The following is a 14,775-nucleotide window of genomic DNA, read 5'->3' as shown; positions in this document are numbered from 1 at the left end:
AAATAGTAATATATTTTTTTATAAAAATTTTTAGCTTTTTGATGCTTGCATTTAGTTAAAAAAGAAATACAAAAAAGGAGCAATTGCTCCCTTTCAAATATATATTTGGTTTTAATTATTTGTATCTTTGTACAAAGGAATGAGTATTAAACCAGTATTAGTTACCTTTAGCAACACGTGGTCTAACAACGTGGTAAGGCATTAAAGCGATAAATCTAGCTCTTTTAATTGCGTTAGCTACTTTTCTTTGGTGTTTAGCACATGTTCCTGTTGTTGCTTTTGCTTTGATTTGTCCTGTTGCTGTTACAAATTTGTTTAATAATTCAACATTTTTGTAGTCAACATATTCCATGTGGTTATCACAAAATTCACATGTCTTTTTTCTTCCAAAACCTTTTTTGTTACGTTTAATGTAAGCCATTTTGTCTCCTTTATTAATCTAAATCTTCTCCAAAGTTGAATAATTCTGAAATATCTTGTTCAACTTCTGGTGATTTAGCATTTTGTTGTTGTATTTCAACAGTTTGAGTGTTAGCTTGAGCATTTGGATTATATGCAGAATAATCTAAATTCTCGTTTCTGCTATAAGCTCTTTGATTATTTCTGTTGATATTAGCGTTGTTTGAAGGTGTAGGCGCAGGTGTAAATGAATTAGCATTTGCATTGTTTCTTGCATCACGTACTGCACGAGATTCAAGAGCAACAACACGATCTACAGTCACATCAAGTGAACGAACTAATTGATTAGTTTGATTGCTATTATATTGTGAAGAGTGAAGTGAACCTTCAACTAAAATAAGAGAACCTTTAGTGAGATTATTAGCGATAAATTCAGCAGTAGCTCTTCAAGCTACAAGAGGTATAAAATCTGTTACATCTGCATTATTATTGCTGTAATTTGGTCGATTAACAGCAATAGTAGTTCTTAAGTATGCAACATTATTTGATGTATGTGAAAGCTCTGGTGAATTTGTTATGCGACCTACTAATGTAATTTTATTGTACATATTACTCCTTCATTATGAAAGCACTATTTTTCTGTGTTTTCTTTTTTAACTCTAGGTTGACGTGGTTTTGAAACTTTTACAGCACCGTCAGCATCTTTAGCAACTCTTTTTCTTCCACGTGCTTTAGCTTTTTCATCAGCTTTTTTGTTGTAACCTTTTTCAGTATCTAAGTTAATTACAAGTACTCTTCAAATATCTTTAACGATGTTTGAACGACGTGTAAATTCAGCAATTGCGTTACCTTCTGCTTCAACTAAAGCAAGAACGTATTGAGCTTGTTTTGATTTGTTAATTTCGTAAGCAAGTTCTTTTCTGTCTAATGTTTCAACTTTAGAAACACCTTTTCCAAAAACTTCTGTTAATAAGTCGTTTAAAACTTTAACATCAGCTTTAGGGCTTACGATAGTCATGATTTCGTATTTGTTCATGATTATTTTCTCCTTATGGTCTTTTTCTGGGCTTTTTAGCCAAGGAGTACTTAAAATACTCAAAAGAATTATACAAAACATATTATTTAATATGTTTATTTCTTAAATATTTTTAGCACTATGCTATAGCATTTTAAAATTATTTTTCTTTTTAGGTTAAAAACAAGCAAATAAAAAATGCATAATTTAGTTAAACTAAATTACACATTTAATAGTTTAATACTATTTGTCTTTGTTCATTTCAGGATTTACAGCTTTAGCATCATTAAATGCTTTTTGAGCTTCTTCTAAATCTTTAGCAGAATTAATTTTATCTGTATAAAGTTTTACTTGAGCTGAAGTTAAGTTTTTAAGTTCAGCTAATTGTTTAACTAATTCAGCTTTTTTATCAGCTAATTCTTTAGCAATTTTAGCTTGTTTTTCTTTTTCAGCTTTTTCAGCTGCTGCTTTAGCTCTTTGAACATCAAGTGCTTTTAAATCATCAATTAATGTAGCTAAGTCTTTTGTCTTGTTCATTAATAATTCAACGTTTGCTTTTGCTTGAGTTTCTAAAGCTTCATATTGTGATTTAAGAACTTCTTTAACAGCATTGTATTCTGTTTCAACAGGAAGTAATTCGTGTGCTTTAGCAACGGCTGCTTTTCTTAATTCAGGTAAGATTGATTTAAATGAATCAACAATAGCATTGTGTCCTTTTGCGGTTGAAATTTCTTTTGCTTTAACTTGATCAGCAATTGTTTGGATTTGTTCTTTAAAGAATTCTGTCATTTTTTCAATGAAGTTATCAAGTGTTGTAATTGATTTTGTTGATTCATTTTCTTTTAATGAAGCAAAAATTGCGTTTCCGAATGAAGCAATGTTATCTTTATTGTTAACTAATACATCAGCCATATCGTTTTTAATTGCTGTCATTTTTTCTACAGATAAGAAGTCTTTAACTGCAGCTAATCCAGCTTTTTCTTTAGCTTGTTCACTTGTTGCATATTTAAATGCATCAACTAAAACATCATTTAATTTTCCAGCAACTTGGTTGTAAATTGCACTTACTTTAGCAAAGTTTTCAGCTGGTAATGTTGATTCAACTGCAGCAATAACAGCATAGTTGTGTTTTTGAAGTTCTTCAGCAACAACTTTTCCGTATGCTTTAACTTTATTAGCTTTTTCAGCGTCTTTCATTGCATCTGCTGTTGTGTTTCATGCTTCAGCAATTGGTTGAGCTGTATTAGCAACTGCTGCAAGTAATGCATTTCTTGTTGCAGATTCTTTGCTTAATTTAAATCCTGTGAAAACAACTTTTTCAGTTGGAACATATGTTAAATCTGAATATGTTTTTGATTTAAACATATATGTTACTGTTAATGTTCCTTTTGTATCATCTGATTCAAGTCCTAATTCAACACCTGCTGTTGCAACAGGAGCTGTACTTTGGTTTACAGCTAGACCATTTAATTGAGCAATTGGTGTGTTTCTAACTGTATTTTTACCTTCTCCTAAAGAAACTTCAAATAATTTTTTGTTGTATCCTGAAAAAATAACTTGTTCTTTAGTAACTTGTGATGCTAAGACTGTGTTTTTATCAACACTGTCAGCAACAGCAACTTTTAAGTTAGATTTGTCTTTATTAAATTCTGTTTCTTCAGCGTAGTATGTTCTTTGGTTTTTAAAAATAACACTTGGGATTGCTACAGCAGCTGCTCCGATCGCAAGCCCACCAACACCTACTAATAAAAATTTTCCTACTTTTGACATTATTCGTCCTTTCAACTTAATTAAGTTTGTGTACATTAAATTATTGTTCGTTTTTTATTTTTGCTAGTATCTCATCGATTTTTTGGCCATTTTTAGATACCGTGTCTAAATAAAAATGAACATTAGGCACTTTTCTCCAGTTTAAAGATTTTGATAATACTTTTCTAACATATCCTGAAGCATTGTTTAATGCTTCGATTCCTTTTGTTTCATTAGAAAGTAAAGTTACAAAAACTTTAACGTGAGAAAGGTCATTGGATAGTACTACGTCCATAACTACAGGATCAATTACATTTACATTTGTGATATCCTTCGAAACAATATCAGCAATTAATTGATGTAGTTGTGCCTCTTTTCTTTTTAAATTGATTTCATTCATATTTAAATTATAAAGTAATTTTTAATTTATATATCTCTTTATTTTTAGGCAAAAAATAAAAGAATTGTGGTACTACCACAACTCTATTTAAGGCTTATTAGAATTAAGCTAATACAAATGATTGTTGTACATCTTTAAATTCATTATTGATTTTTTGTTGATATTTAACTGTTAATGTTTTGGTTGTTGCATCGTATGAACCACAATTGAGGATTCCTTTGTTTTTACCTTTAAGTGTAACAAGTTTAATTTCATCGCTTGGTACATTGTTTAATAACAATAATGCACTATTAGATATATTACCACTACCTTTTATACCAAAGTAACCTCTTTTATCATAGTATTGTAAATCAAAATTATTTGCATTTGCACTTTTTGCTTTTATAACGTTTTCGATATTTGCAGCTGTCGCTGTTTCTGCTAATTTAAATGCTGTTCCTTGTACAATAGGTGTAGCTGGAGTAGTGTTATCTTTCCCCCCAACATTTGTTCCTGGCTTTGGAGTAGAAGTATCAGGTTCAGGAGTTTTAACTTTTAACCCTGCAAGTCTAACTGAAAATTCTCCTTTAGCATTTTTAGCTACTTCATAATCTTTAGTTGCAGCTTCTTTCTTAGAAATGTAGTAAATTCCATTTTCTACTTTAACAGTATCAAATTGAACTGTAACAATAACATAAGGATCTAAATCATCTTTGTGTTTAATTCCTGTGATTGTTCCATTCATTTCTTTTAGCATTTCAGCTGTTATTTGATATTTATCTTCAGGTGCTGAACCAATTAATGTAGCTGGTTGAGATACCAATGAATCTTTAAGCATATCCATAGTAATTTCTGATGGATATAATTCACTTAAAGGTTTTCCAGCATTTTTTTCTACCACTTTAGCATCAATTTCATAAACACCTGTTGGTCCATCTGTACCTTTGTAGTTGTCTGCAATTGCTTTAGCTGATAAAGCAGGAATTGGAAGTCCGTTTAATTGTAAGTAATCATCATCTTTACGTTCTGTTGATAAATCTTTGTATACAAAGTAGAAGTTTTTAGAAGCATTATCATAGTAAATAATTGGTAATACTTTAGCTGTTCCTTTTGTTGTATCACCTTCAACTAATTTATATGCTACTTTTAATTTAGGCCCTTCTTCAAGTGATATAGCATCTAATTTATTAAATGAAGTATATTTACCATGTAAGAATTTATATGCTACAGAATATCCTTTTTCTGTAGAAGGTTCAATAGTAATAACATCTGTATTAATTTGTTCTTTTACTGCTGGTTTTGCAGCTTTAAGAATTTCCATTACTTGTTCTTTAGTTTTATAACCTGAAACAAGGAATTCTTTTTCAAATACTTTAAAGTCTTTATTATCTGTTTTTGAAGTAACTTTAATTGAATAATTTACTTTTCTTTCACCAGCGAATAATCTATTTTCAACTTCAGTTTTTTCATCTGTAGGAGTTTTTTCATTAAATAAAACTTTTCCTATATTTGTTGTGAATGTAGGTGCATCTTTTTTACTACTTAAGAATTCAATTACATAATCAGCATTTTCTACTGTAGGAGTATTTAAATCAGCAATAGCTGCATCGAATGCTGTTTTTTCTTTAGCTTCATCTTTAATTGTAGGTTTAGCTTCACCAATTAATGTAGCAAATTGTTCTGCTGTTAATTCAGATGCTTTTGTAACTTTTGCTTCTTCTTTTGGTTGTTCTTTGTCAGCTGGTGCTGCTCCTTCTGGAGTTTCTTTTTTATCACCATCTGTAGGTGTTGTACCTGGCGTTACAGTAGGTTGTTCCTTATTTTTATCATCTCCTGTGCTTGGTGTAGGTGTTTCAGGTTGTTTTTCTTCAGGAGTATCTTTTTTACCCTCTTCAGTTCCTTCACCTGGAGTTACAGCTGGTTTTTCTTTTTCTGAACCATCTGCTGTTCCTGGAGTTTTATTTTCACCACCTTCTACTGGAGTTGTCCCTGGTGTTACATCTGTTCCTGGTTTAGGTTCTTCTTTACCTGGTTCAACAGGTTGTTTCCCAGTATCTTCTCCGCCTGTTTTATCACTCGGTTGTCCTTCACCAGGTTTTACTTCAGGAGTTTCTTTTCCAGGTTGTTTATCACCTTCACCTGGCTTGGTTTGATCATTTCCTGATTCAGCAGGTGTTTTTTCATCACCTGGTTTTACTTCAGGATTTTCTTTTCCAGGTTGGCTAGGTTCTTTTTCTTTACCACCTTGATCTGTACCTGTTGAATCACCTGGTTGTTTGTCATCTTTTCCAGGTTGTCCTGTAGTTCCGCTATTATCTTTACCAGAACCATCTTCTGCTGCTTCAACTTTAAATCCATCAAGTTGTAAATCACCAGTTTTCTTTAAAGTATTAAATTGATTTGATGTTAATGTATAAGGAATGGTTAATATTCCTGTTTTATCATTTGGTGCTAATGTTCCATATGTAAGAGTGAAATCTTTTGAATCATATCCTGTTACATTAATTTGAGATTGTTTTACTTCTGATGCTTTAATTGTTGCAGCATTTACACCTTGTAAAGCAACAGATAATTTAATATTATTTAATTCTTCTTGAACTTGTTGTTCTGTTTTAGCTGCTGGAGCAGGAGTATCAGTTGCTGCTGCTGTTTTAAATCCTGTAATAGTTGCAACTAATCCATCTGATTTTACAGATTCATATTTAATAGATTGTAATGTATAAGGAACACTTAATGTTCCTGCTTTATCATCAGCAGATAATGTTCCGACTGTTACTTTAAATATTTTTGGATCATATCCGCTAAAAGCAAGTTGTTGTGTTGTAATAGTTGAAGCAAGCACTTCTGCTTTATTAACTCCTTGAACTGTATCAACAACTACTTTAGTTTCTTTAAGTTTTTTCTCTACTTCTTCTTTAGTAGCTTCGGTTTTACCACATGAAATAGAAATTAATGGTAATGCTGTTGCAGTAGCACCACCTAAAGTAATTAATAATGTTTTAGTAAATTTACGCATAATTCCCCTTTTAAGCCTTTGGCTTTATTTTCATTTACTAACTCCATTCTAGCACTTTACAGCTGCTATATAGCAAAATAAGGAAATGTTCCACATTTTTTCATAAATTGTGGAAAAAACCACCATATTTTCCATATGGTGGATAAGATTATTTAAATTGAATTGTTTGCTTAAAGAACTTATCTGGTTGTGATTTAAGTTTGTAAAATACAGTTACAGTTTTGTTATTTTTATCTAATTTTGCAACAAAGTATCCTGAAGATTTTCCTGTTGAAGCTAAATCAGTTAAAGTAATTTCACTTTTAAGGGTAAGGAAAGCATTTTGGTCTTTTTTATTTCCTCCACCACCAGTAACTCCTAAAAATGGAGGTTTGTTATTTCTGTAAAGTTGTAATGCTCCACCTTTTTTCTCAAATCTGTCTTCTTTATCTTCTCATTTATCAAGAAATTTTGCAAAATCATCATTAGTTAAATCAAATGCTTCTTTTTCTTCATACACAATTTCACTTGCATCTTTAGTAGGTTTTAATCCATTTAATACAATGCTGAATTTAGCCGGTTGTAATTCTTCAAAATTACTTGTTTGTTTTTTGTTACCAATTAAATAAATTGTTCCATTAGCATTTTCATGTTTAATAGAATTAAAAGTAAATTCAATCACTGCACTACCATCATATTCGTTTTTGCTTTTAATATTACTAATTTTAATACCTGAATCTTTAATAAATTTTGCAGTTAAATCAAATTTATCTTCAGGTTTATTAGTTTTTGAAGGCACTAGCATATGGTTAATATCTAAAGCTTGCTGCAAGGCTTCAAGTGTTAAATCATTTACTGTAATTTGGCTTTTATCTTTATTAAGCCCTTTAGCTAAAAGATTTTTATCTATATGGAAAGCATCTGATAATTTATATGAAGAAGCTATTGCGTTAGCTGATAAAGCTTTTGCTGGTAAATTATCAAATTTAATAACTGAATTTTCATCTGCATATTGTTTACCATTTGCATAAGCAAAGAAATGATTTTGCGAAGCATCATCAAAATATAAATAAGGTTGAATAAATAATATCCCTTTATCTGGAAGTGCTTCTAATTTATTGTATTCAAAGCTTACTTTTACCGCATCATTTCCTGGATTTATTGGTGTAATTGCTTTAGCTACTGAATTATTAAAATAAGTCCCATTTAAGAATTTAAAAGCTTCATTATAACCTTTATATTTTTCATCATCTATATCAATAGCAAGTTTACTTTTATCAATTTTAAAGTTATTTTCTTTTAATAGATTTAAATTTGCTTGCATTATTTCGCTAGCTTTTTCTTGCGAAATATATCCATCAATTTCATATTCCATATTAAGGTTTCTAACTGCACTAGGATTTTGTTTTGATGTAATGCTTATTAGAAAATTAACCTTAATTTTTCCTTTAAGTAAGTAATCATCCAATTGCATCATGATATTTTCAGAATCTGGAACGCTTATTAAGGTAATTTCCACTTTTTCAGTATCAGTATTATTAAATTGTGGAATTACAAAATCTTCTTTACTTGCAACAAATGCAGTTTTCTTATTAATTAATTCATGTTTTAATGAAGGTTTTTTATCACCTAGATATTTTGCAATTAATTCTGCATCGCTTTTATTAATGAAATCATTTGTTCCATTTACTTGTGTATTTGCAGTTTGAAATCCATTTAATGTAACGTCTTTACTAATTTTAATATTTGGTTTAGTATAAAAGGCAATTTCATAATGAACTAGTAAACTTCCATTTGCATCATTTGGTGTTAATCCTTTGACTTCAACTAGATACATATTTGGTTCATATCCTGTTGTAGCAATATCTTGAATATGAATGCTTGAAGCCAGTACTTTAGTTTTATCAATACCATTTTTTAAATTAGTTTCAATTTTTAATTGCTGTAATTGAGCTTTTAACTCATTAGTATTATCTTTACATGCTACTACACTAAACGGTACAAAAATCCCACTTAATGTAGCGCTAGTTAGAATTAAATATTTAATTTTTTTCATTTTTGCTCCTATAATCTAATTTAATTATAGAAGTTTCAGACTTTTATGGATGTTTTTATAGCAAAAATGTGTTATTTTGTGGAAATTTCCACAAAAAAAGCCGTCTTGCGACGACTTTATTCCTCTTTGTCTTGCTACTTATGTAGCTAAATTATTTTACCATAATGCTTTAGGCAATTTATCAAAAATTTTAGTAAAATATCAATATGAAAAAATTAGGAATTATATTAGATTCATTTTCAGGTTTATACCAAGAAGATGCAATTAAAGAAGGATTTGAATTCATTCCTTTACAAGTTGATATTGACAATGTTGTCTATCAAGATGGATTAGTAGATAAAGTTGAAGTTTTAGAAAAACTTAAAAATGCTACTAGCTTTAAGTCATCTAGTCCAAGACTAGAAGTAATTAATACTATTGTTAAAGAAGCAAGCGAAAAATATGATGATGTAATTTATTTTGGAATTCACCCAGCACTTTCATCAACTTCTTCACATGTTAGAACTGTAGCTAATGATTTTCCGAATGTTAAAGTATTTGAAAACCACTGAAGTGGAATTCAATTAGTAATTGCAGCTAAATATGCTTTAAAACTTTATAACGAAGGATTAAACTTATTTGAAATCTTTACTCAATTAGAAGTTATTAATAAAGAATCAGCTACTTATTTAGTACCTTTTGACATGAAATACATGATTCAAGGTGGTAGATTAAATGGTGTGAAAAAATTCATTATGTCTAAAATTAAAATGTTACCGATTTTAGAATATGATGTACACGGAAAAGTTACACCAGTATTTTTAAAAAGAACACCTCAAGGAGCTATTTCTAAAGCAATTGAAAAAGCTGCTTACTTCCCTGAAGATGCTTCTAAATACCAATTTAACTACATGCATGGAATTGATGCTGAAATTAATAATGAAGTAGAAAAACAACTTGCAGAATACGATATTAAATTACAACATACTCAAATCACCTCAAGCGTTATTGCTATTCATACAGGTCCAGAAGCATTTGCTATTACAGTAATGCCTAAACTTGAGCTTGAATAATGAATCAAAAAACCACTAAAACTAAAAAAACATCTAAGAAAACTAATACTAAAACACTACAAATGGAAAATTCATCACAAAATGATAAAAGATTTACCAAACTTGTAGATAGTATTATTAAAGAAAATCAACAAGATGAATTTGAAATAAAAAAATATCGCAAGAATAAGCTAGCTTATGGTCTTGCGATTAGTTCAATTTTATTTCTAGTTTTATTAGTAATATTAATTATACTAGCTATTACTTTGAAATGAGGTAGTTAGCTAATAAATAAGGCTGATGAATGGTTAATTGGTAATTCAACATATACCAATGAAATTAATGCAGTTGAAGAGATATAAACTAATGCAACAAATCCCATGTAGGATGCATTAGTTTTTCTTTTGACATTTTTGCTTAATAAAGCAACTATAAAAGATCCTCATGAAACATATATGTTGGTGGGAAATGAAAATCTTCCGCTTCAAGATGCTATCAGCAACATTATTAGTGTAAGCATACCAGTGTAACTAGTAGATAAAATATAGTTATTTGTTTGCTTGTTAATGATATATTGGATGATAAAAGTTGCTAGTGTAGTTACAAAAACAAATATTCCATCTCAGGTTAAATCTCTAGCTTTAATTTTGTCAACATTTTTAAAAGCGTTTTCATATTCTGGATGTTTTTGTTTTAATTTTCATCAAATAATTCCACCTAACGTGGCCGCTATCACATGTCCGGTGATAATAATTCAAATGTTAGCAACATGAATTGAGGTTTTCACTGGATTAAAAATATAAGTAAACACATAAAACAGTGTAACCATCGGGTTAACAATTGGAGGAATTTGGTTGTTAATTTTTTCATACACTGCACGTGTTTCAAATATTTGAGCTAGTATTCTAAGTACAGCAAAAGAAATAAAAGCTGCTGTAATAGTTGCTAAAGCATAAAAGAATGGATAAACATAAGTTCGTTGAATATATTTCTTTGCAAAATGGGTACAATAAAAGGACATAAGTGTTAAAAACGCAACGCTGAAGAGCTCTGCAATGAAGAATTCCCAGATAAAATTGTTGGTTAATAAATATTTCACTTATATCCCCTAAAATAAATATTATTGTTATATTTTAATGATACTATTTTTTAGCTTCAGTTTTTGAATTTTTCTTCATGTGTTTTGAAGCTTTTACTACATACATAATTCCTGAAATTACACTAAGAATTAATGCTACATAAATTGGAATGTTAATTAAGTACATAAAGTGGTATTGAGTTGTGAATTTTGTGTATGGTAATCAAATAATAATTAAGAATGTTACACAAATACCAATTGAAAGAATTAAAGTTTTAATTTTTCCAAGTTTACCAGCAGCCACTGATACACCTACTTTGGCTAAAAACATTCTAACACCATCTACTATAATATCTCTAAGAATAAAGATAGCTACAGCTCAAAATGGAAGTACATTAATTACTCCAAAGTAAATAAGAACTAAATTTGTCATTGCTTTATCAGCAATCGGATCTCACACTATTCCAAAATCTGTGACTAAATTTTGCTTTCTTGCTATTCTTCCATCAAAGAAATCTGTAATCATAGCGGCACCAAAAATAAGCACGATAAGAACGTTTAAAATAGTAAATGCAATCGCATACCCTAAGTTGTATGAACCATTTACTACTATGTTAGTGATGTTTCCACCAAATTCTGAACCTTTAGACATTGTGTAATAACTTGCAATCATAAGTAAGAATGCAGGAATTATTAAAATAAGTCTAATTAGAGTTAGTTTGTTGGGTTTGTTCATGTTTTTGAAACTCATTATTATATGCCTCCTGGATTTGATTAATTAAAATAGATTCTTCTTTAAATAAAGTTTCTATTTCAGTTTTATTGTGTTTTTCTACTTCATCTGTAGCACTTTGTACATAATTAATGAAGTATTCAACGTATTTTGTTCCTTTTTTATCTCATAAATTAGCATTTAAATCACGCAATGCTGTGAAGTTATGATTAAATTCATGATATTTAGGATTTTCATGTAAAAATTCTCTGTATTCAGGTGATTTTTGAATTTTGATTAATAAATTTCTAGTATTAGCATTAATTTCTCCCATTGTGTATTTTCCAATACTTGGAACAAATTCATCTAATGTTTGACGATTAAGTTTAAATAATTCATTCATCATTATAGTTAAGTCATAAACGTAAATTGCGCTTTCTTTAGCAAATTCTGCCGCTTGCAATTTAGTCTTCTTTTGACGACGTTTGTCTTTAACATATTGTCATACAACTCACGCTAGGAAAAGTGACATAACAATAGCAAAGAATATTCATATCCCGACGTTAAATCCCATATTGTCTCCTTCTTATTTTGTGATTTTAAGAACTCATTTTGAGTCTTTTTTAACAACGAATTGTTTCATTATTTCATCAAGTTCTTCTTCAGTATAGTTTTTTCCTTGAATCATAGCTGTATATAAGTAATTTGAATAACCTTTAAAATCAAATGAAGCTCTTGGAGTTACTTCGCTGTAAGTAATTCTTCCACCTTGATCTAGAGATTCTGAAATAGTAATTTCAGTACCATCAAGTTCATCTTTAATTAATTTTAAGTTCTCTTTCATTTCAGCTTTTGCAGCTAAATAGCTTTCTGCTAAGAGTTTAACTCTTTCAATATCGGCTGTTTTCATATTTCTCCTTTAAATTCAACTCGCAGCATGAGCTATAGCAAGTACTCCTATATTCATACCGAAGAATATTAATGTTGATAATGCATCACTTAATGTAGCAAGTATAGGAGCAGACATAACTGCTGGATCTTTTTTAAATTTAATAGCAACAAGTGGAATAAGTGTTCCTAAAAACTTAGCAAATATAACTACAATAAATAATGAAACTGAGCTAGCTATAATTATAAATGAAATAGCACCTCAACCAGCTACTGTTCCATCACCATTATCTCTAAAGCTAGGAATAGCAAAATAGATATAAAGTCTAGCAATATTTACTACAAATAAGATACATCCAATCACTGCACCAACAGTCATTTCCTTGAAAATAACTTTTCAAATATCTTTGTGTTCAATTTCGCCTAGTGCACTAGCACGAGTTATAGTTGTGGATGATTGCGAACCAGCATTACCAGCTGATCCAGAAATAATTGGAATAAGCCCAACTATAATCCCGGTTGAAACTGTAACACCTAGTCCTTTAATAAAGTTTTCTGAAATAGCCGAAAACTGTTGAATGATATATTGTGAGAATGTTGCTGAAACCATTAAAATGATAAGTCAAACAACACGTGACTTAACAATTTGCATAATGGTTGTTTTAAGATAACTTTCTTCAGCTGCATCAGGGTTAATCCCAGCAAGTTTATACATATCTTCAGTAGCTTGTTCTTGAATAACATCAATAACATCATCGGATGTAATCATACCAATAAGTCTGTTATCAGCAGAAACTACCGGAAGAGTTGATCTATCGTGATCAGCAAATATATTAGCAGCATCTTCTTTGTTATCATATGGGTGAACTGCAGCAACTACATTGTAAAGTTCTTCAAGTAATTCATCTTCATCATCAGCAAAGACTAATTCTTCAAGTGTAATATCCCCGATTAAAAATCCATTATCATCAGTAATATAGAAGTTATGTGAAAGTTCAATTTTGTTTTTATAGTCACGTTTAATTTTTCTAATCGCTTTTTTAGCACTTCAGCTAGATTTAAGCACAGAAAGATCCACAGACATAATGCTTCCTACGTGTTCTTCATCATAAGCAAGCAAGTTATTAAGCTTAACTCTTTTTTCAATTGGAGTTTCAGCTAGAATTTTTTTAGTAAAGTTTACAGGTAAATCTTCTAAAACGTCAACCAGTTCATCACTTTCTAAATCTTGCAGGATATCCATCCCTCAAGGTTCAGTAAATGATTTAGCTAGTGCTACTTTAGTATTATCATCAAGATATGAAAATACTTCAGCAGCTTCAGTGGTTTTTAGTACCCGTAAAACATAAAGTTGTTGTTCACCGCTAAGGCTTTCAAGTGCTTCAGCGAAATCAGCATATGGATATTGTTCACACAATTCTCTAACAGCAATAATTTTCTTATTAGTAATTAAGCCTTGGAGTTCTTCAATTAAGGCTTTTTTTACTTCTGGTGTAAATTCCATTATTGTTCTTTTAAGTATTTAATTAACTGTTCTTGGAATTGTTCAAGTTTAACAGGTTGTATTATGCTTCCTTTAAGAATCTTAATACTTCCGTCTTCTTCAGATACAACTACTGTAGTTGCATCACATTGTTCTGAAATACCCATTGCAGCTCTGTGACGTGATCCATATTTGGAATCAACACTTTTACGTGTGATTTTGTAAAATGTCGCAGCATAATAAATTTTATTATCTCTAATAACTACAGCCCCATCATGAAGCGGACTAGTTTTATTAAAAATTGCAATTAATAGTGAACTTGCAATATTAGAGTTTAACACTACTCCATCAGTTCTTAAATTATCAATGTTATCGTTGTTTTCTATTGTAATTAAAGCACCGATTTTATTTTTTGATAAGTATTCAACACTTTCTCTTAATTGGTTAATTAAACGAATTTGGCTACTTTTACCTAATTTTTCATATTTTGTCTTTTTAATCTTACTAATAAGAAATCCATAAACATGTGGTCATAGGTACAAAATAAGTAAAGTAAGTGAAACAACTAAAGCTAGTGAAGCAATTACAATTAAAGCAGTAATTGCACTAGAAGATATTCCACTAGCATTATTTGTTACTACAGTAGCAGTTTCAAAATTTCTAAGCATTAAATATTACCTACAAAATATGCAATTAAGATAATCAGTGTCATTACAAGTAAAGCAACACCAGCTCCAAAGAGATTAATAAATAAATCTCTTTTATATCATGGTAATTGCTTTTGAGCACTTCTGTACTCTTCTTTGTTTTGCTCAGCTTGAGCATTAAGTATGGCGCGTTGAATTTCTTGTCTACGGAATTCAACTAAATCTATGTATTTTGGTTTTTCTTGGATGTTTTTGTCTTTTTCTTTATCCATAAACGCCTCCTTGTTTTCTAATATTTAAATTTTATTATTTTTATTAAAAATAAAAATAAAAAACATTAAAG

Annotated in this window: 16 protein-coding genes; 2 read left to right on the top strand and 14 right to left on the bottom strand. The window is 29.9% G+C overall.

From position 1 onward, the window contains the following. Positions 1-157: 157 nt before the first annotated feature. The 7 genes from rpsR to Q8852_RS02085 form a co-directional block, all read right to left on the bottom strand. Positions 158-421, bottom strand: coding sequence for a 30S ribosomal protein S18 (rpsR, locus tag Q8852_RS02115; protein ID WP_305938342.1), 264 nt, complete (start codon positions 419-421; stop codon positions 158-160). Between the two features lie 13 nt (positions 422-434). Beyond that, positions 435-1,007: a single-stranded DNA-binding protein gene (locus Q8852_RS02110; RefSeq protein ID WP_305938341.1), complete on the bottom strand. Its 573-nt coding sequence runs from the start codon at positions 1,005-1,007 to the stop codon at positions 435-437. A 23-nt stretch (positions 1,008-1,030) separates the two neighbouring features. Then, positions 1,031-1,435, bottom strand: a complete 405-nt coding sequence (gene rpsF, locus Q8852_RS02105; RefSeq protein ID WP_305938340.1) for a 30S ribosomal protein S6 — start codon at positions 1,433-1,435, stop codon at positions 1,031-1,033. Positions 1,436-1,657: 222 nt separating this feature from the next. Beyond that, a complete protein-coding gene (locus Q8852_RS02100) occupies positions 1,658-3,184 on the bottom strand; it encodes a GA module-containing protein (RefSeq protein ID WP_305938339.1) in 1,527 nt (508 codons plus the stop codon). 40 nt (positions 3,185-3,224) lie between these two features. Then, a complete protein-coding gene (gene rbfA / locus Q8852_RS02095) occupies positions 3,225-3,563 on the bottom strand; it encodes a 30S ribosome-binding factor RbfA (protein ID WP_305938338.1) in 339 nt (112 codons plus the stop codon). Positions 3,564-3,666: 103 nt separating this feature from the next. Beyond that, positions 3,667-6,558: a lipoprotein 17-related variable surface protein gene (locus tag Q8852_RS02090; RefSeq protein ID WP_305938337.1), complete on the bottom strand. Its 2,892-nt coding sequence runs from the start codon at positions 6,556-6,558 to the stop codon at positions 3,667-3,669. Positions 6,559-6,706: 148 nt separating this feature from the next. Then, a complete protein-coding gene (locus Q8852_RS02085; RefSeq protein ID WP_305938336.1) occupies positions 6,707-8,593 on the bottom strand; it encodes a hypothetical protein in 1,887 nt (628 codons plus the stop codon). 206 nt (positions 8,594-8,799) lie between these two features. On the opposite strand from Q8852_RS02085, the gene Q8852_RS02080 reads away from it, so the two are divergent. Both Q8852_RS02080 and Q8852_RS02075 read left to right on the top strand, forming a co-directional pair. Next, positions 8,800-9,645, top strand: coding sequence for a DegV family protein (locus tag Q8852_RS02080; protein ID WP_305938335.1), 846 nt, complete (start codon positions 8,800-8,802; stop codon positions 9,643-9,645). Further along, a complete protein-coding gene (locus Q8852_RS02075) occupies positions 9,645-9,908 on the top strand; it encodes a hypothetical protein (RefSeq protein ID WP_305938334.1) in 264 nt (87 codons plus the stop codon). The genes Q8852_RS02080 and Q8852_RS02075 overlap by 1 nt, the downstream gene beginning before the upstream one ends. Here the strand turns inward: Q8852_RS02075 and Q8852_RS02070 are convergent. The 7 genes from Q8852_RS02070 to Q8852_RS02040 form a co-directional block, all read right to left on the bottom strand. Continuing rightward, positions 9,905-10,645, bottom strand: a complete 741-nt coding sequence (locus Q8852_RS02070) for a hypothetical protein (protein WP_305938333.1) — start codon at positions 10,643-10,645, stop codon at positions 9,905-9,907. The two genes, Q8852_RS02075 and Q8852_RS02070, sit on opposite strands and share 4 nt — an antisense overlap. Positions 10,646-10,766: 121 nt before the next feature. Continuing rightward, on the bottom strand, positions 10,767-11,453 hold the full coding sequence (pgsA, locus tag Q8852_RS02065; RefSeq protein ID WP_305938332.1) for a CDP-diacylglycerol--glycerol-3-phosphate 3-phosphatidyltransferase: 687 nt from the start codon (positions 11,451-11,453) through the stop codon (positions 10,767-10,769). Further along, complete coding sequence (locus Q8852_RS02060; RefSeq protein WP_305938331.1) at positions 11,407-11,988, bottom strand: MHJ_0274 family protein; 582 nt, start codon at positions 11,986-11,988, stop codon at positions 11,407-11,409. The genes pgsA and Q8852_RS02060 overlap by 47 nt, the downstream gene beginning before the upstream one ends. A gap of 12 nt (positions 11,989-12,000) precedes the next feature. Further along, positions 12,001-12,324, bottom strand: a complete 324-nt coding sequence (locus tag Q8852_RS02055) for a hypothetical protein (RefSeq protein ID WP_305938330.1) — start codon at positions 12,322-12,324, stop codon at positions 12,001-12,003. 9 nt (positions 12,325-12,333) lie between these two features. Next, positions 12,334-13,806 carry a magnesium transporter gene (gene mgtE, locus Q8852_RS02050; RefSeq protein WP_305938329.1) on the bottom strand — a complete coding sequence of 491 codons (1,473 nt, stop codon included), beginning with the start codon at positions 13,804-13,806 and terminating at the stop codon, positions 12,334-12,336. Then, the gene (locus tag Q8852_RS02045; RefSeq protein WP_305938328.1) at positions 13,806-14,453 is read right to left on the bottom strand and encodes a diadenylate cyclase; all 648 of its coding nucleotides are present in this window, start codon (positions 14,451-14,453) and stop codon (positions 13,806-13,808) included. The genes mgtE and Q8852_RS02045 overlap by 1 nt, the downstream gene beginning before the upstream one ends. Then, positions 14,453-14,704 carry a hypothetical protein gene (locus Q8852_RS02040; RefSeq protein WP_305938327.1) on the bottom strand — a complete coding sequence of 84 codons (252 nt, stop codon included), beginning with the start codon at positions 14,702-14,704 and terminating at the stop codon, positions 14,453-14,455. The genes Q8852_RS02045 and Q8852_RS02040 overlap by 1 nt, the downstream gene beginning before the upstream one ends. Positions 14,705-14,775 lie beyond the last annotated feature (71 nt).

It is taken from the genome of Mycoplasma seminis, assembly GCF_030718845.1.
Taxonomy (GTDB): Bacteria; Bacillota_I; Bacilli_A; order Mycoplasmatales; family Metamycoplasmataceae; genus Mycoplasmopsis; species Mycoplasmopsis seminis.
The sequence above is the reverse complement of the archived record's forward strand: the minus strand, read 5'-3'. Positions and strand labels throughout refer to the sequence as shown.